We start from the raw sequence: 17,647 nt of genomic DNA, 5'->3' as shown, positions 1-17,647 counted from the left end.
TACCTCCTTACGCACTCACCCGAGTGATATAGCTCCGAACGTGCATGCTTCGGCGCAAGCTCCGCACTTGATGCACTTCGATCCGTCGATCACGTGAGGTTTTTTCACCTCGCCGGAGATGGCCCCGACGGGACACACCTTCTGGCACTTGGTGCACCCTTTGCACTTCTCCGCATCTACTACATAGGTCTTGAAAGCGGAGCATACGCCGGCCGGACACCGTCTGTCGACCACGTGAGCCATGTACTCGTCGCGGAAGTACCGGAGCGTGGTCAGAACGGGATTCGGCGCGGTCTTGCCTAGCGCGCAGAGGGAGCTCTCCTTCACCACGAGGGCGATCTCCTCGAGAGTATCCAGGTCCTCGAGGGTCGCCTTGCCGTTCACGATCTTCTCGAGGATCTCCAGCATTCTCTTGGTGCCTTCCCGGCAGGGCACGCACTTGCCGCAGGACTCATTCTGGGTGAAGTGCATGAAGAACCGTGCTACCTCCACCATACAGGTTCCTTCGTCCATGACGACAAGCCCGCCGGACCCCACCATGGCCCCCGCCCGCTGCAGGGAATCGTAGTCCAGCGGCAAGTCCAGATGCTCGGCGGTGAGGCAGCCTCCAGACGGCCCTCCGATCTGGACAGCCTTGAACTTCCGGCCGCCTTTCACTCCGCCACCGACATCGAAGACTACTTCACGCAAGGTCTTCCCCATGGGAATCTCGATGAGCCCGGTATTGGCCACCTGCCCGGTGAGGGCGAAGGTCTTCGTGCCTGAGCTTGTGGTCTGTCCCATGGCCTGGAACCACTTGGCGCCCCGAAGTATGATCGGAGGCACGTTGGCCAGGGTTTCCACGTTGTTTATGACCGTGGGCTTCCCGAAAAGCCCGCTGACCGCCGGGTAAGGCGGCCTGGGCCTCGGCATACCCCTCTTGCCTTCAATCGAGGCTAGCAGTGCAGTCTCCTCACCGCAGACAAAAGCCCCAGCCCCTTCCTTTATCGTCACATCGAACGAGAAGTCGCTGCCGAGGATGTTCTCCCCAAGAATCCCCATGCTCCGCGCCTGAGCCACTGCGTTCTTCAGCCGCTTGATGGCCATGGGGTACTCCGCCCTCACGTAGAAGTAGCCGTGGGACGCGCCTATGGCCCTCCCGGCGATGGCAAGGCCTTCTATGACCCGGTGAGGGTCACCTTCCATCACGCATCTGTCCATGAAGGCGCCCGGGTCTCCCTCATCTCCGTTACAGACAACATACTTCTGGTCCGCCTTCTGGGAGTGGGCGAACATCCATTTCCGCCCCGTGGGGAAGCCTCCTCCTCCACGGCCCCGGAGTCCGCTCTGGGTGACCTCTTCGATTATCTCCTGTGGAAGCAGGTCGAAGATAGCCTTGCTCAACGCCTGGTATCCGTCGTTCGCAATATACTCTCTTATGTCATCCGGGTCGATCCTGCCGCACCCGCTCAAAGCCACCTTGACCTGGTTCCTGTAGAATGGGACTTCCTGCTCGTGGACATAGGCCGGCCCACTGTCCGATTGGCGGTAGAGAAGCCTGTCGACTGTCCCGCCGCCCACCAGAGTGGTCTCGACGATCTCGGAGACATCCTCCGCGCGGACCCCCGTATAGAGGATCCCCTCCGGGTCGATCCGCACCAGCGGGCCTATATCACAGAACCCGTGGCAGCCTGTCTTGGCCACACCGACGTCTCCCTCTTTAGATTCGTCGATGGTATCAAGCTCCCACAGAAGGCCTTTCTCTCGAATGATCTTCCGGAATTCCTCGTACACCTGCATGGACCCATTGAGCGCGCACCCGGGCCCCGCGCATACAGCGACGCGCCTTGGGCGGGAATGTAGGGCAGTCCTGTAGTCTGCCGCAAGTCTTTCAAGGTCCTCTCTCGTCCTAATCATCGTCAGTTCTCACCGTCCGTTTGCAGAAGCTGGTCGATTATGATTGATGCCGCTTCCGGAGTCATCCTCCCGTAAACCTTGTCGTTCACTGTCATCACGGGAGCAAGCCCGCACGCTCCGAGGCATGCCACAGTCTCCACTGTGAACCTTAGGTCGGGACTGGTGTACTTGCCGTCCTTCAGGTTAAGCTTGGACCTGACGGCGTCATATATGGGCATCGAATGCCTGACATGGCACGCCGTGCCGTCGCACACCCGGATGATGTACTTGCCTTTCGGTTCGAGTGAGAACTGCGCATAGAATGTGGCCACCCCAAACACTGTGGCCGTGGGGAGCCCCATCGCCGTGGCGATGTAAGTGAGAATCTCCTCAGGAAGGTACCTGTACTCCTCCTGGACCTCCTGAAGTATGGGTATGAGTGCCGACTGATCGCGTCCGTGCCGTTGGATTACCTCATTGACCTTTTCGAATCTCCGCCCCGCCGTTTCGAGGAGTGCCATTGTGTCGCCCCCATGCCATAAGTTAGTTGCTAATAGTAGACCGTGCTGGTCTCTTTGCCCGCGCCCTCGAGGATGGCTCTTATCTCGTCCAACACCTGGCCTTTCAAAGTGGTGCTTATGGGCAGATCCGGATTCTGGTGCGCGGGGTTCACTGCCTGCCCGACTATGAAATCCACCCGGTCAGCATCCATCAGGATCCGTGCAAGCCGGCTTGCCCCATCTTCGCCCCCGAGGCTCCCCGTAGCGCGCCCGTGCTTCTGGAAGTCAGAGAGCCTCTCCAGAGTCCGGGAAAGCGTGATGATCCCCTCCGTCACCAGGTCCATCCCATGCAGCTTGGCCGTGGGCGGAACCCCCCGGTCCATGCTCTCAAGCTCCACCTGCAGTTCATGCCCTGTCTCCCGGGCAACTATTTTCCCGGTGGTCCCGCCGCACACCACTTTCTTGCCGGGCGCACGCACCAGGTTCTCAACCATCTTCCCGTCATCCTCGGGGTTCTTGGGAGGACCAACCGCCACTGTGACCCTCCTCGGCTCTCTGACCGCGATTACTACGACCGAGGCATCGTCGCCTGGCTTACCCGCGTAGAACTGGTCGCATACATCAACAATCCACCCGGCCAAGAGCGCGGCGTCCTGCGCCCCCCGGGGAGTAATACGGCCGATGTAGTCGGCCACATTGGGCCATTGCCAGCCCAGGTTGAGAATCCCGCCGATCCCAGCATAGATCACCCCATCGCTCACCAGGAACAAGTGGTCTCCGGGCTCAAGCGTGAAGTTCGCCTCCCGGACCACTTTGTCGGCTACCGTCCGCCTGGCTGTCTCGACCTTCCGGACCTGGCCGCCGGTTACGTGGAACGCGTCAGGCGTATCGTATTCCACGAGATAGGCTCGGCCGTCCCGGAACACCTGAACGATGGCGAAGGTGGAGTATGCCACCTTCCTCACCTGGCATATGGGAAGGGTCCGGGTAATCGTGTCGACCACGTCATCTATCTCCGCGCCGCCTTTGAGCATGGTCACCGCGATCCTGGTGGTGAGCATCGCCAGGATATTGGCTTTCACACCGCTTCCAAGGCCGTCCGAGAGCACCGCGATTACGGAGTCCTCGGTCCGGGCGATTTCCACGTGGTCTCCGCAAAGTTGCTCCCCGTGCTTTGAGAGTGAGGCCGCTGCTGCCTCTACGTGCAGCTTCCTCATCCCTATTTCAGCTCCTCGTTCTGCATCTGCTTCATGAGCTGAGTGAGAAGAACCTTCGTCTCGGCCGTCGTCTCCCCGAGCAGCCCCGCTATCTCCTGGGCGACCCGCATCTGCCTCGTGATCACCGCGCCCGCTTTCGCGAGGGTGTCCTCCCGTGCCCGCTGCATCGCCTTTCGCTGTTGGAACTCCCGGGTGACATCTGTAACGATCGAGACCGCCACATCCCTCTTGTCCACATAGATGATGTTCTGCCTCGTGTGGAGAGCGCCGTCGCGGTAAGACGCCTCGAGTTCTACCAGCTCCATCCTGGCGAAGACCTGACGGAAGCCTGAAGAGTCCATCACTACGTCAACAGGCTGCCCCACCACATCCTCGGCGGTACACCCGAACATGGACTCGAAGGCGGGGTTCACAGCGACGATCGATAAGTCCCTGTCCACTACGATGATGCCGTTAGGGGTCGACCTGATTATCAAGTTCGACATGGACTCCGCCCTCGCTCGCATGTAGGGCATGCACATCTCCACTTCGGCCATCCCCTGGAACACAGCCACGGCCTTCTCGCGGCAGGAGTTGTACCCGCACGCGCCGCAGTTCAACTCGTCCTCGGGCGCCAACTTGTCAGTCTTCGCGAGAATCTCCCTGATCTGCTCCTCAGTGGGCATTGGGAGTCCCACAGTGCGGGGAGCGAAACTCGCCGCGAGACACACCCCAGGATCCCGGACAGACTCCGGTGCCCTCGCTGGCCCGGGTGATGCTCCGGAAGCAGAAGGCCCCAGCTCACCCCACCGCCCGGCATAGTAGGCCATCACCTGCTCACGCCTGGTGTAGACGTCCACGTCGGATCCGATATAAGGGCCGCCGATACAGCCCCCGGGGCATGCCATGAGTTCGACTATCCTTGAGTTCCTATGGGCGTCCAGGTTGTCGAGGACAAGGATGCAGTCGTCAAGACCAGTGACTGTGAGGTCACCCCCGAAGAACACGTCTGTGGACAGACCCGCAGTGGCTGCCAGCCCTCCCTCGAGAGGGAAAAGCCGTGCCCGTCCAGGGACTTCCGCATCGAAATCCAGAGGGTCCTCAGTGGATGGGTCGATCCCTTCCTCCTCGAACCACTTCGAGAGTTCAGCGAAGGTCAGGACAGCGTCCACTGCCTCACAAGCGTCCTTCCTGGCGGCCTCCTCCTTCTTCGCGATACAAGGCCCCGCAAACACGACGGCGATGTCCCGCCCGTGACGGGCCCGGAGCATCCGGCCGTGCGCAACCATGGGAGAAGCCACGGGGGCCAGGTGAGATATGAGGTCCGGGTAGTACTTCTCCACCAGGTTCACAATTACGGGACAGCTCGACGAGATGACGGGGCACGGCATGTCCTGGCTTACTCGCATGTGCTCCAGGGTCACCCAGTAAGCTGCCTCCGCGGTCTCCGCAACGGTATCGAACCCCAGGCGCCGGGCTGCACCGGCAAGTCGCCTGGGGTCGTCCAGGGAAAGGGAAGCTACGAAAGATGGGGCGATGGAGAGTGCTGCCCTCCTCGCGGAGGTCAGCGCCGCCTTAGCCTCCTGAAGCGAGTCCGCCACTTGCTTCGCGCCCTGCGGGCAGATCCTCACACAGGTGCCGTCACCTATGCAACGCTCCTCGACAACCTCGGCGTGGCCTGCCACCACCCTGATGGCCTTCATCGGGCAGTGCCGGACACACTTGTAGCAGTCCTTGCAGTTAGCCCTTATCGTCGTTATGAGTGCCATGCCTGTCCGCCTCCAGCCTTCGGAGAACCTCGGCCCCAAACAACGAGTCGACCCTGCCGATGTCTACTCCGGAGAAGAAATCTTCGCCTATCTGTACCGTGACGCCAGCGGTACACCGCTCCAGGCAAAACACGCCCTTAAGCTCAACCTCATTCCAGAGATCGTGCTCGGCAATGAGCTCCTTGAACCGCGCGATTACCTCGGGAGCTCCTTTGAGGTGGCACGAGCTTCCAACACAGATCGAAACCGTAACCATCTCTCGACCTTCCCACCCAGGTTTGTGCATTATCTCACAAGGCCATGCTAACACATCGTGCAGGATTTCACAAGGGGTTCAGACACCTTTTGTCAGGTGAATGCGTCGCGAATACACGTGGGTGAAGAAAAGTGATGGAAGGGGACAATGCCCCGGCGCGCGGAGCAACGGGGCGAGAAACGCGGGGCGAGGCCTCAGATTCGCTCGAAATGGGTTACGTCCACCACGAACACCGTGGCCCCGCCTGCTAGCACCTCTATGGGAGGAGCGGCAAGCCCGGGCGACATCGCGACAGGCTGCGGCGGGATAAACTCCTGTCTGGACCGGCAACACCCACGGATGATACCGAGGACCGATTGGACTTGGTCATTCTCCACCCCCACGAGCAGTGTGGTGTTGCCTTTCCTGAGGAACCCCCCGGTGCTCGCGAGCTTGGTGTAACGGTGGCCAGCGTCAGCCAGCCCGTCTTGGAGCACCTCGGAGTAATCGTCACGGACAATCGCGATGACAAGCTTCACGATCATGACACCTCCTCGATATTCCGGTTCAGCCCCTGCCTTCTGTAGCTCGCGGTTCTGATGATCCGGGCAGCCCTGGCCACTAGTGCCCCGGGATGCGCCGCCCGCAAGAACAGGAGGCAACCTAGAAGGCGAATGGCGGATGCAACCGCAAACGGCACTCCAACCCCCCAGACAGAGATCATGTGGGCCGCGACAAACGGGGCAAGGATCCCCGTGACATTGATGACCATGTTGAACACGGCGATTCCGTTCGCGCTCTCCTCTGGGTCCACATACTCCAACATCAGATTGAACAGGGTCAGCGCCCACCCGGCGTTGAAGAACCCGACGAACACCTGGAGGGCGAAAAGGTAGGGGACCTGCCCCGCCAGGTAATACGCTGTGGGGAAGACGGCGAAGGCGAGCCCTGAAAGGAAGTACACGACGGCGTTTCCCGCCCGCCTCGCGATTCCTCCCCAGATGGGGTAGGCAAGAACCGCCGAGAGCCCAGACGCCACGGAGAAAGACGCTATGACACTGTTCGAGAGCTCCAGGACCCGCACATGGTAGATGGGGTAGACGGGAATGGCCAGGTTGAGACCTATATGCAGCACGAATGCGCTCATGGTGAACACCCGGAACTTCACCCCGTATTCCGGGTCAGTGAACGGCTTGCGCAACCGGTCTACAACCGAGGTCCTTCCCGGCTTGCGCCCGTCCGTTGGGAACTCCTTCATCTGCATAAGGAAATGCAGCGACGTCATTGCAGCCACGTACGAGATGGTGAACAGGACTAGGTAGTTCCAAGGGTACTCGACCCGGTCCAGCAGCAGGCCGGCGACCATCGAGGAAGCCAGGGCCACGAGCGAGCAGTACATGCTTCGAAAGGCGAAGACCCCGGCTCTCTCCTCCTGCGGGAACGTCTCGCCCATGAGAGCGGTCCACGCCAGAGCGGAGATCACCGCGGGGATAGCCTGAAGCCCGATGAGGCACACCAGTATGGCCGCACGCCGTTCCGGCCAAGGCAGGAACGGCACAGCCGCCATAACCAGGTAGAGGAGGCGGGCGCCCGTCGCCGCCGCCACCACCGTCCCGAGCCTTCCGCGGGCAGATTCCACCATCGCTGCTGCCGGCAGATACATGACAGTGTTTATGAGAGCGGGCACCGCGGTCACCAGGCCGACAACGGTGTTGGAGCCCCCGAGGGCAATTGCAAGTATTGCCAAGAACGGGGTGACCATGCCGACGGAGACGTTGGCAAGCATTCCGTCTATGGTGCTCATCTTGAAGTTCCACCGCATCCAGCGGCGTCGCTCGGCCAAAACCGGGCTTACAGTGTGGTTCAACCGCTACCCTCTTTTCCCGACTCAGACCTTGTTTGTTTCAATCCACGCACCCACACGGGGCGCGACCCGCGGCCACCAAGGGCACTGGGCTCACGGCGCAGCCGCCGGGCGAAGGTCAACCCGGGGCGCGCAGGGCCTGGCCGCCGACTACTCACGTTCGTAAGGGGTCCCCAGGGCTTCAGGCGCCCCGGTCCTCCTCCCGCGGGCCCGCGCGGTCACGACGATGAGGACAAGGACGGTAAAGATGTAAGGCAGCATCTTCAGGAAGAAAGATGACACCGTGACGCCCAGGGTCTGGATGCGAAAACCGAGCGCGTCAACTCCGCCGAACAGGTAGGCGCCTGCCATGGCACGGATCGGGTTCCACACCGCGAATATGACGAGCGCAACCGCGATCCACCCGCGTCCAGCGGTCATATTCTCGATCCAAGAGGGCGCCGAAGCCATCGAGAGGTAGGCTCCCCCAAGCCCGGCCAGCATCCCCCCGAGAACCACGTAGACGTACCTTATGGCAAACACGTTCACCCCAAGGGCATCCGCTGTCTCGGGGCTCTCCCCGACCGCTCTGAGGTGCAGCCCCTGCCTGGTGCGGTAGAGCCAGAACCAGGCAAGGGGAATCAGCACATACGATACATATACGAGTAGGTCGTGGCGAAACAGAATCGGGCCGACCACCGGGATGCTCGAAAGAACTGGAATCGATACGGCTCTGAACGTGACGGACAGAGGCACCCCTATGACCGATTTACCGAGGTATCCCGAGACCCCGGTCCCGAAGAGTGTGAGCGCCAGCCCGCTCACGACCTGGTTCACTTTGAGCGATATGGTCATGAACGCGTGTATCAGAGCCATGGCGCCGCCGGCCACAAGCGCCGCGAGCACGCCCAGGGCGAGGTTCCCGGTCCTGACTGCCGCAAGGAACCCCGAGACCGCTCCGACGAGCATCATGCCCTCCACACCCAGGTTGAGCACGCCCGACCGCTCGCAGATGAGTTCCCCCAGAGCCGCGTAGAGTATTGGCGTCCCGGAGCTGATGGCGGCAGCCAGGATGGCAACTAGCATGGAGTCATTCACGCGCCCTCTCTCCCCCCATGTCCGCAGCCTCCTGCACCGGCCCAGCCGGCCTGCTGGAGCTGGCATCGACTCCAGCGCCCGAGAGACTGACCCTGATCCTGTAACGACCCATTACCTCTGCGGCAAGGACGAAGAAGAGCATGGCCCCTTGCAGCATGTTCACAGATGCTGCGGAAACCCCAATGAACTGGGCAGAGTATCCTCCGACAAGGAGCCCGCCGAAGAGGATCGAAACGACCACGATCCCCCATGGGCTCAGTTTGGCGAGCCACGCCACAATGATCGCGGAGTACCCGTACCCGGGCGACAGCCCCTTCTGCATCCGCCCGGCGATCGCGGAAACCTCAGCCATGCCTGCGAGCCCCGCCAGAGCCCCTGCGGCACAGAGGACGATCATGACGTTTCGGGTGATGTTCATCCCTGCGTACCTGGCGGCTCTTGGGTTCTCTCCTATCACCCGGACCTCGTATCCCCACTTCGTCCGCCACAACACGAAAGTCAGGAGGGTGGCAGCGGCGAGTCCGAAGAGAAGGCCAGCGTGGACCCTTGTGTCTCCGATCATGGGCAACCGCGCGGCGCGTGAGAACGGCGCCGACAGCGGGAAGTTGAGGCTTCCTGGATCCCGCCACGGCCCATGGACCAAGTACTCGACCCAGTGGATGGCAACGTAGTTGAGCATCAGAGTGGTTATGATCTCGTTCACTCCAAGTAGTGCCCTGGGAATGGCGGGGACAAGGGCCCAGAGCGCTCCGCCCGCCATGCCCGCCAGGGCCATCAGGGGCAAGACCTGCCACGCCGGGGCCTGCCTCATCGACAATGCCACCCAGGAAGCTGCCACCGCTCCCATGTAGAACTGCCCTTCCGCCCCTACGTTCCACAGAAGCATCCGCGCTGCGAGCGCGATCCCGAGAGCGCACAGCATGATCGGGATCGCCTTGACCACGGTCTCAGAGATGCCGTAGGAATCCCCGAAAGCTCCCCACCACATCTTGAGGTAGACCTCCGCCGGGTTGAACCCAGAGGCCCAGAGAAACACTGCGCCGAAGATGAGCGCCATGATTACTGCAAGCACAGGAGAGAAGAATCTGTATACAGGGGAGGCGGCCACCCGCTTCTCGAGGCGAACTTTCACTCCACATCGCCTCCTCGCGGCCTGATGCCCGCCATCATCAACCCGATCTCTTCGATATTGACCTTGTCCCTACTGACTGTCCCCATGATTTCTCCACAGTACATCACGGATATCCTGTCGGAAAGGGCGGTCAGTTCCTCCAGATCCTCCGAGATGAGCAGGATGGCAACGCCCTCGGACCGTTGGGAGAGGAGTATCGAGTGGACTGCTTCTGTCGCTCCGACATCTAGACCCCGCGTGGGGTGAACCGCGACGATGAGCCGGGGTACACATGAGGTCTCCCGGGCCAGGAGAAGCCTCTGGGAGTTGCCTCCAGAAAGCTGCTTCACAGGAGTCCTGAGGCTCGGGGTCTTGACCCGGAACCGCTCTACGAGTTCCGTAGTCCTCGCCACGGCCTGCTTGGCGTCGATGAACGGGCCGGAGCCTATGGGGGAAGACCGGTACTCCTTGAGGATCGCGTTGTCGGTCACACCGAGGTTGGGCGCCAGGCCCATTCCCAAACGGTCTTCAGGTACATGGCTCACACCCGCCCGGATGATCCTCAAGGGTGAGGCGTTGGTCAGGGGCTGGCCCAGGACACAGACAGCCCCGGCTGTGGCTTTGCGCAGTCCTGTGATGACCTCGGCGAGCTCGCGTTGCCCGTTACCGGCCACTCCTGCAATTCCATGGATCTCGCCTGCTCGAACCTGAAGATCGACCCCGGCGAGCGCGCGCTCGCCTCTGTCCCCTGTGGCGTCCACGCCAGAGAGCGCCAACACGATCGGGCCAGGCTCGGCCGGCGGCCGGTCAGGGAGTGGGGCCAGTTCCCTCCCTACCATCATGGCCGCGAGGGCCCTTGCGTCGGTGTGTGAACGGCCCACGGTGGCAACGTTCTCCCCGCCCCGGAGGACCGTGATTGTATCCGCTATCTGCATGACCTCGTCCAGTTTATGGGTTATGAAGACTATGGCCTTGCCGGATGCCGCCATCCTCCGCAAGGTGGAGAAGAGCTCACGCACCTCCTGCGGAGTGAGGACGGCCGTGGGTTCGTCCATGATGAGAACATCCGCTCCTCGGTAGAGCATCTTGACGATCTCGACTCTCTGCTGCTCCCCGACGGAAAGCTGCCAGATCTTCGCTCTTGGGTTCACCGCGAGCCCGTAATTCCGTGAGAATCTTTCGAGCTCACGTTCGATCGCGGACATATCCAGGATGAACCGAGGCTTTGACATCCCCAAGGTGATGTTCTCTGCCACGGTGAATGTGTTTACCAGTCGGAAGTGCTGGTGGACCATGCCGATCCCGAGAGCGATCGCATTGGTCGGGGACCTCATGTTGACCTTTTGCCCCCGGACCAGTATATCACCTGAGTCCGGGTGATAGAGGCCTGTGAGAATGTTCATGAGCGTGCTCTTCCCGGCGCCGTTCTCCCCGAGCAGGGCGTGGACCTCGCCGGGACGGACGGAGAAGTTGACCCGGTTGTTTGCGGTCACCCCCGGGAACCGCTTGACGATGTCCCGCATCTCTACGGCGTAGGCCGGTGCTTCCACTTGTGAACCTCCAAATGTGAGGGGCGGCCGGCGCCCGATTTCCGGAACCACCGGCCGTCCCGAATCGGAAACCCCGTTAATTGGGGAGCGTTCCCTCAACGCCTTCGACGAACCAGTCGAAGCTGAGCATCTCAGCGTCTGTCATGGTAGTGCCTGCGGGCACTCTGACCTTCCCGGTATTGTCCTTGATGGGGCCTGCGAATGGATGGAACTTCCCCGCGATGATCTCGAGCTTCTTGGCCTCTACCAGCTGCTTGACGGATTCGGGGACCATGGGGCCGTAAGGAGCCAGGCCGACTATGCCGTCTGCCATACCGCCCCAGTACTGCTCACTCTTCCACTTGCCGTCTCGGACTGCCTGCACGCGCCTGACGTAGTAAGGACCCCAGTTCCACACGGGGCCGGTGAGAACAGCGTTCGGCGCGAATTGGCTCATCGGGGAGTTGTAGCTCACGCCGTACTTGCCCCGCTCACCTGCGGCCTGCATCGGGCCGGGGGTATCCTGATGCTGGGCTATGACATCACAGCCCACATCGAGCAGAGCCTTCGCGGCTTCCTTCTCGAGTGCCGGGTCGTACCAGGTGTTGGTCCAGACCACTTTGACCCGTGCGTTGGGGTTGACTTCCCTCACGCCTCTCGTGAAGGCGTTGATCCCGCGGACAACCTCAGGGATTGGAAAAGCAGCCACGTACCCGAGGAGGTTGGTCTTGGTCATCTTACCCGCAACCATGCCCGAGAGGTACCTGGGCTCATACATCCTCCCGAAGTATGTGGCCATGTTCGGATTGGTCTTGAATCCCGAGCAGTGCTCGAAGTACACGTTAGGGAACCGTTGCGCGACGTTGAGCATGTAGTCCATATAGCCGAAGCTCGTTGCGAAGATGACTTTGTATCCTTCCCGCGCGAACTGCACCATCATTCGCTCGGCGTCCGCGCTCTCCGGCACGGATTCGACGTAAGTAGTCTTCACCCAAGGGAGCTGCTGCTCCAGGTACTTGCGCCCTTCGTCATGCGCCAAAGTCCAGCCGGCATCGCCCACTGGACCGACGTAGATGAAGGCGACTTTCATTTGCTCCTGGGCGCCGGCGGCCGAATTGTCTGCGAGCATGGCCATACCCACAGTCAAAGCCAAGACCAGGGCCAGTACCGCGGCCGTCCGAAACCTCTTCATGCATATCCCTCCCACCAAAATAGTTAAGTAGCGTGCAAACGACGCGAACGGACATTGATTCTCCGGGCAGGCCCACATTCCTTCCGGCAGACCGTCACAAAACAACGGAAAGACCGGACAGGCGCCGGCATAAGCTCTACCATGCTGGAAGAGGATTCGCCGTGGGAGGTGTCAGGTTTGGATGAGCAGGATGCCCTCAGGAACATGGCGGCCATTCGGGCCGTCGCGGGCTCCCTGGAGATTGTCGCGGCGGCGGTCATGCTCAGGCTGGGCACAGTGTCGGCGGCACTCCGGGTCAACGCGTTTCTCGCCCTCATCGGCCCATTGTTCATGGTGGCAGTGACCGCTGTGGGCCTGCTCGGCATAGCCACGCATCTCTCACCGGTCCGGGTGTTATTGATTGCTGCAGGAGTTGGATTGATCCTGGCGGGCACGAGATGACCGGGGCGCCGAGCGAGGGCGAGGGCCCTATAGACCCGGCGCGCGGCCCGAGCTTCCTGCTACTACTCGTATCTGAGTCTCGACATCCCGATCGCCAGGAACACCCCCGCGAAACCCAACAGGACCAGACACGCCACGATCACACCCGAGCTGGGCCCCGTCTTCCCGACTATGAGGTCTATCAGAGCCGCGACAGCGTAGCGCTGAGGCAGTGCTTGCGCCACTTTCTGGACCGCCTTCGGCATTACCTCGAAAGGCCAGAACACCCCGGCCATCATGGACGTGGGCATGACGATTATGTTGGCAAACGCAACTACCTGCGCGTATGTCTTGGCGAACCCCGCGATCATGAGGCCGAGCCCGGTGGCGGCGAGGATCAGACACACAAGCACGAGGCCCACCCAGAGAGGGGACGACCCCCATTCGACCCCGAAGAGGAACTGCCCGGCGCCGACGAGGATCGCGCATTGCAGCACGCCCAGGGCGGCAACCCCCAGGAGTTTCCCCCCAAGGATCGACCAGCGAGGTGTAGGAGTCGAGAGGAGCCTGCCCCAAGTGCCCGCCTTTTTCTCCTGAAGTATCTCCCCCGCTCCAAACGCGGTGGTCATCATGACGAACATCACGAGAAACCCGACGGATGCCTGGTCTATTGGGCGTTGTGGAATCTGCGCTCGCGCCGAGGCTGGCCCCTCCACGCTCTCGTGTTCCACCGTGACGAGGGGTTCCTCGGTCCATCCCTGCTCCGCCGCCCAGAAGACTTCGTCCCACTTGGCATCGCTCACCCCGACCACCGTCCCAGGAGACCGGCTCATGGCCACGTGGGCGGCTGCAGCGTCTGAGCGAACCCTGAGGACCGCCGTGGAGACGGCAGCGGCCAGCGCGCCCCTTTCCGCGCCGATCCGATCATGGAATTCGACCTTGACCACTGCGGGCTCAAGGGATTTCACTGCCTGCCCAAATCCTGGGGGGATCGTCACTGCCGCGGCCGCGCCGCCCTTGCGGACCAGGTTCAGACCCTCGTCAGCAGTTGATACCGGCCTTTGCGCGAAAGTGGCGGGCATGAGGCCGAGGACCAGCCGGGAGATCTCCGAGTCGTCGAGATCGGCCACAGCCACGGTCAACTCACCTCCCGACCCCCACCCCCCTCCGAACACAATGCCCACGAGGAAGGTGAAAAGGACGGGCAGGAACACCAGGTTCAACAGGGAAGCCCGGTCCCGTGCAGTGTCCACCAGCAGGACGCGCGCTAAGGCTAAGGCCTTTATCATGTTGAGGCCTCCTTCAAGCTTCAGTCCAACCTGAGCCTGGCCACCCCGATGATGAACGCGATCGCCCCGATCGCGAGCAGGGCCGCCACACTCGGAACGACGTCAGTCAGTCCCGAGCCGGTGAACAGCGCCGTGAACCCAGTCATGGCCCACCAGTTGAGAGTGATCTTGGAGAGGGGCTTGATGAATTCCGGGAAGACCATGATCGGGACCATGCTTCCTCCCAAAAGCGACGACACCTGGATGAACAGCGCGCTCGCGAGGCCCACTCCCCTTCGGGTCCTCGCCGCGGTGGACAGCAGTATGCCGACCCCTGCGGCTGCGAAGACTGTGGCCGCGGACAGCGCGGCCATGGCCTCTGGGGACGTCCCCCACCTGACGCCGTAGGCGATCCGAGTGAAAAGGACGAGAGTGGTCCACTGCAAAGCGCCGATTACGAACACCGTTACGACCTTGCCCGCGAGAATGATGGACCTCGGAGTAGGAGTAGCCAGAATCCGGGCCAGCGTGAACTGGTCACGCTCGTCCAGGAGTGAGCGCGCGCCCATCATGGTTCCGAACAGAAGGAACATCACGCCCATGCCGGCGGCGTAGTACTGGAACGAGCTCACAAGCTTCTGGGCGGCAGCCGTTCGTTCGTCAAGCACGGGCCCGGGCGAGCGGATGGCCGCGGCCACTGCCGGGGCCGCCTCCGCGTACAAGGATCCAAGCTGGACCGGGGACGCCGTCCCTTTCACAAGCCACGTTCTGACCACAGTCTCCATGGAGACCCTCTGGGCGGCGACGGTTTGCGCATAGGAGGACGCAATCGAGCGGACCATCGGGGCGAACACCCCGGACGCGGGGTCCGACAGCACTCTAATCGCGGTGGGTTGCCCCGCCATGATCTTCTCGCTGAAGCCAGCGGGGATTACCACGGCAGCCCGCAGCTTGCCCGCCTTGATGAGCGCGCGGGCCTCGTCTTCGGTCATGGGGACTTGCGTCAGGAACTCCGAAAGCCCTTCCCCCTCAAGCACTTCCTTGAAGAAGACCTGGGAGTAGACCCCTCCGTCCGAATCCACCACTCCCACATCACTTGCAGGCCCCGGACCCGTATCTCGGAACATTGGGCCGAGTGCGAGGCCCAGGACGAGTATCACCACCATGGGCTGCAGGATCATTCCGCTCAGGGCTTGTCGGTCCCGCAGGGCGATTCGGATGTCCTTTGCAGTCATGGAAATGAGTTTCACCGATGACCGCCTCCTAATCCCGGAGGGACTTGCCGGTCAAATGGAGGAAGACGTTCTCGAGATCTGGTTCGCGAACTTCGACGGAGGTTACCTTGGCGCCCATCGAGTTGAGGACGGTGATGATGTCCGCCAGGACTCGCCGGCCGTGCGGAGCGAGAACGATCATGACCCGATCCTCCTCGGTGCATCCGGACACACCTTCGATGGCCGCGAGTGCCTCACGAGCGCCCGGCTTCGCCTCCGCGACCTTGATCTTGATAACGTCCTGATCGCCCACGAGAAGCCTCAATTCATCGAGGGTGCCCAGAGCCATCATGCGGCCTTCGTCCATTATGAGGATCCGGTCGCACAGATACTCTACCTCCTCCATGTAGTGGCTGGTGTAGAGGACGGACATTCCCTCCGCGTTCAGGGACTTGACGGTCTCGAGGATGTGGTTCCGCGACTGAGGGTCGATTCCGACGGTCGGCTCATCCAGCACCAGCAGCCTGGGCCTGTGCATGAGCCCGACCGCCATGTTCAGCCGACGCTTCATGCCCCCTGAATACGTCTGCACTCGGTCCCGGCCGCGGTCCGAAAGGCCCACGATGTCGAGGACCGAGTCGACCCTGGACTTAAGATCCTGCCCTCCCAGCCCGTACATTTGCCCCCAGAAGAGGAGGTTCTCCCGTGCGGTGAGAGTCGGGTAGAGCGCGACATCCTGCGGCACGAGGCCAAAAGCCCGGCGAGCCTGCATTGGCCGATCTCTCACGCTCTCCCCTGCGACCCTGACATCCCCGGACGTAGGGGTAACAAGCCCGCAAACCATTGAGATCGTAGTGGACTTGCCCGCCCCGTTAGGCCCGAGAAGCCCAAGGCTCTCCCCTTCCGGGACGGCGAAGCTTATGTCGTCCACGGCTGTTCTAGGGCCGAATCGTTTGGTGAGACTCGAGACCTCGAGAATGAAACCGGACACCGGACAACACCACCTCCCACTGGGCCGCCTTGGCCACCTGCGCTCCCTCGGCCTTGCGTGCTGCTCCCCGCACTACCTGGGCTCGCGGCCTGCCCGGCGCAGCAGATCCTCGAGCGTTGGCGCCTTCCCGCAGCTCATGGAGCCTTCCGGACAGTACCCGAAATCATCGCATGACGCGCCGGCCCGCCAGAAGATGTTTGGGGCGATTCGCTTGTACTCGGCGAGTAGCCCGTCAAACAAGGCCCTGATCTCCCATTGCGCCCGGCTGCAACACCTCAGGTTGAACATGTGCCGAAGCTGCCGAGCATTCGTCGTGATGACAAAACGCGTTTCAGTCGCGTTGGTCAACCCGAACCTGACGTCCTCCGGCGGAAGCCCAGCCTCAGTCAGGCCGTAACCTTGCAGGTCGCGGACTTGTCTTTGTAGTTCTCGGAATCTTCGCAGAAATTCCGGGTGGTTGTGGAAGCTCGGGGGCACCACATAGTTGAAGTTATCCTCCCGAACATATCTCTGCGATTGCTGGAGTTGGGACGTATCTGCCGATCCTTGCTCCGGATCGTTCATCAACCACCCCATCGCGGCAGAGCCGCCCTCGCCTCCGGGGACTCCGGGGTCTTTGAACATCTTGATTAGCCGGTGCCTGTCATTCTGTTGGCTGGAGATCCGACTGTAGCCCTCAACCGCGAAGCTCGTGTACCAGTGCTCCAGAGCGCCGAGATGCCCCGACCGGATCAGGCCGCGGATGAACTTGCCGGTTGCGGCGTCGTCGCCTTGCCCGCAAACCATATCGTGGATCTCGTCGATGCTGAGAGGCCTGTAGCAGAGCTTGGCCATGAGAAGCAGGGACTCTGTATTGACCGGAGTTCCAGCGAAAGGGTAATGGATGATCCTGAATCTGAGACCGACTTCGCCACAGTCTTGAGGCTCGTTCATAAGAGCACCTCGTTCAGTAATGGTAAGGCTCTCCACGCGAGATCTTGAACGCCCGGTATATCTGCTCGAGAAGCATGACCTGCATGAGCTGGTGAGGGAAAGTCATGCGCGAAAACGAGATCCGAGCGCGGGAGCGCTCTCGGACCTCGGGGGATACGCCAAGCGGCCCCCCGATCAAGAACGTGAGGTCGCTCGCGCCTCCGACACCAAGCTCAGAGAGGAACCGCGAGAACTCCTCCGAGGACATCTCCTGCCCCTCAAGGTCGCACAATATCAGGAATGAGGACGGACGCGTCCGGGCAAGCAGCCTTCGGCCTTCTGCCGCGCGGATCTCATCCCGGCGCGCGGGGGAGGCCGAATCTGCAAAGGGTTCCTCTGGAACCCAGATCCTTTCGAGAGTCGCGTATCTGCCAATACGCTTGGAGTACTCCTCGACCGCGCGGACCAAGTAGCTCTCTTTGAGCTTGCCTACT

17 protein-coding genes are annotated in these 17,647 nt (G+C 61.6%); 1 reads left to right on the top strand and 16 read right to left on the bottom strand.

Going from position 1 to position 17,647, the window contains the following annotated elements:
• Nucleotides 1-15: 15 nt before the first annotated feature.
• The 11 genes from nuoF to NUW23_05045 form a co-directional block, all read right to left on the bottom strand.
• Entirely contained in the window at nucleotides 16-1,896 is a 1,881-nt protein-coding gene (gene nuoF / locus NUW23_05095) for an NADH-quinone oxidoreductase subunit NuoF (protein MCR4425553.1), read from the bottom strand.
• 2 nt (nucleotides 1,897-1,898) lie between these two features.
• Nucleotides 1,899-2,396, bottom strand: coding sequence for an NAD(P)H-dependent oxidoreductase subunit E (locus NUW23_05090; protein ID MCR4425552.1), 498 nt, complete (start codon nucleotides 2,394-2,396; stop codon nucleotides 1,899-1,901).
• 29 nt (nucleotides 2,397-2,425) lie between these two features.
• Nucleotides 2,426-3,592 carry a serine/threonine-protein phosphatase gene (locus tag NUW23_05085; GenBank protein MCR4425551.1) on the bottom strand — a complete coding sequence of 389 codons (1,167 nt, stop codon included), beginning with the start codon at nucleotides 3,590-3,592 and terminating at the stop codon, nucleotides 2,426-2,428.
• Nucleotides 3,593-3,594: 2 nt separating this feature from the next.
• The gene (locus tag NUW23_05080; GenBank protein MCR4425550.1) at nucleotides 3,595-5,340 is read right to left on the bottom strand and encodes a PAS domain S-box protein; all 1,746 of its coding nucleotides are present in this window, start codon (nucleotides 5,338-5,340) and stop codon (nucleotides 3,595-3,597) included.
• A complete protein-coding gene (locus tag NUW23_05075) occupies nucleotides 5,312-5,596 on the bottom strand; it encodes a (2Fe-2S) ferredoxin domain-containing protein (GenBank protein MCR4425549.1) in 285 nt (94 codons plus the stop codon). Before NUW23_05075 ends, NUW23_05080 begins: the two co-directional genes overlap by 29 nt.
• 194 nt (nucleotides 5,597-5,790) lie before the next feature.
• Nucleotides 5,791-6,114 (bottom strand): cyclic-di-AMP receptor, encoded by a 324-nt coding sequence (locus NUW23_05070; GenBank protein MCR4425548.1) that lies wholly within the window; start codon nucleotides 6,112-6,114, stop codon nucleotides 5,791-5,793.
• 2 nt (nucleotides 6,115-6,116) lie between these two features.
• Nucleotides 6,117-7,442 (bottom strand): MFS transporter, encoded by a 1,326-nt coding sequence (locus NUW23_05065; protein MCR4425547.1) that lies wholly within the window; start codon nucleotides 7,440-7,442, stop codon nucleotides 6,117-6,119.
• Between the two features lie 147 nt (nucleotides 7,443-7,589).
• Entirely contained in the window at nucleotides 7,590-8,516 is a 927-nt protein-coding gene (locus NUW23_05060; protein ID MCR4425546.1) for an ABC transporter permease, read from the bottom strand.
• Nucleotides 8,509-9,648, bottom strand: a complete 1,140-nt coding sequence (locus NUW23_05055; GenBank protein ID MCR4425545.1) for an ABC transporter permease — start codon at nucleotides 9,646-9,648, stop codon at nucleotides 8,509-8,511. Before NUW23_05055 ends, NUW23_05060 begins: the two co-directional genes overlap by 8 nt.
• A complete protein-coding gene (locus tag NUW23_05050) occupies nucleotides 9,645-11,150 on the bottom strand; it encodes an ABC transporter ATP-binding protein (GenBank protein ID MCR4425544.1) in 1,506 nt (501 codons plus the stop codon). Before NUW23_05050 ends, NUW23_05055 begins: the two co-directional genes overlap by 4 nt.
• Before the next feature lie 103 nt (nucleotides 11,151-11,253).
• Complete coding sequence (locus NUW23_05045; protein MCR4425543.1) at nucleotides 11,254-12,348, bottom strand: BMP family ABC transporter substrate-binding protein; 1,095 nt, start codon at nucleotides 12,346-12,348, stop codon at nucleotides 11,254-11,256.
• A 177-nt stretch (nucleotides 12,349-12,525) separates the two neighbouring features.
• Between NUW23_05045 and NUW23_05040 the strand changes: the two genes are divergently transcribed.
• Nucleotides 12,526-12,789, top strand: coding sequence for a YqhV family protein (locus tag NUW23_05040; protein MCR4425542.1), 264 nt, complete (start codon nucleotides 12,526-12,528; stop codon nucleotides 12,787-12,789).
• 62 nt (nucleotides 12,790-12,851) lie between these two features.
• Here the strand turns inward: NUW23_05040 and NUW23_05035 are convergent, their stop codons facing one another.
• From NUW23_05035 to rlmH, 5 genes are all read right to left on the bottom strand, one after another.
• Nucleotides 12,852-14,057 carry an ABC transporter permease gene (locus NUW23_05035; protein MCR4425541.1) on the bottom strand — a complete coding sequence of 402 codons (1,206 nt, stop codon included), beginning with the start codon at nucleotides 14,055-14,057 and terminating at the stop codon, nucleotides 12,852-12,854.
• Between the two features lie 20 nt (nucleotides 14,058-14,077).
• Nucleotides 14,078-15,286, bottom strand: a complete 1,209-nt coding sequence (locus tag NUW23_05030) for an ABC transporter permease (GenBank protein ID MCR4425540.1) — start codon at nucleotides 15,284-15,286, stop codon at nucleotides 14,078-14,080.
• A gap of 13 nt (nucleotides 15,287-15,299) precedes the next feature.
• Entirely contained in the window at nucleotides 15,300-16,229 is a 930-nt protein-coding gene (locus tag NUW23_05025) for an ABC transporter ATP-binding protein (GenBank protein ID MCR4425539.1), read from the bottom strand.
• An 84-nt stretch (nucleotides 16,230-16,313) separates the two neighbouring features.
• On the bottom strand, nucleotides 16,314-17,174 hold the full coding sequence (locus tag NUW23_05020) for an FAD-dependent thymidylate synthase (protein ID MCR4425538.1): 861 nt from the start codon (nucleotides 17,172-17,174) through the stop codon (nucleotides 16,314-16,316).
• A gap of 13 nt (nucleotides 17,175-17,187) precedes the next feature.
• On the bottom strand, nucleotides 17,188-17,647 hold a 460-nt coding region (gene rlmH / locus NUW23_05015; GenBank protein MCR4425537.1), incomplete at its 5' end, for a 23S rRNA (pseudouridine(1915)-N(3))-methyltransferase RlmH.

This window comes from Bacillota bacterium (genome assembly GCA_024655925.1).
Lineage (GTDB): Bacteria > Bacillota > DTU025 > DTU025 > JANLFS01 > JANLFS01.
This window is presented reverse-complemented; position numbering and strand designations above follow the sequence as displayed.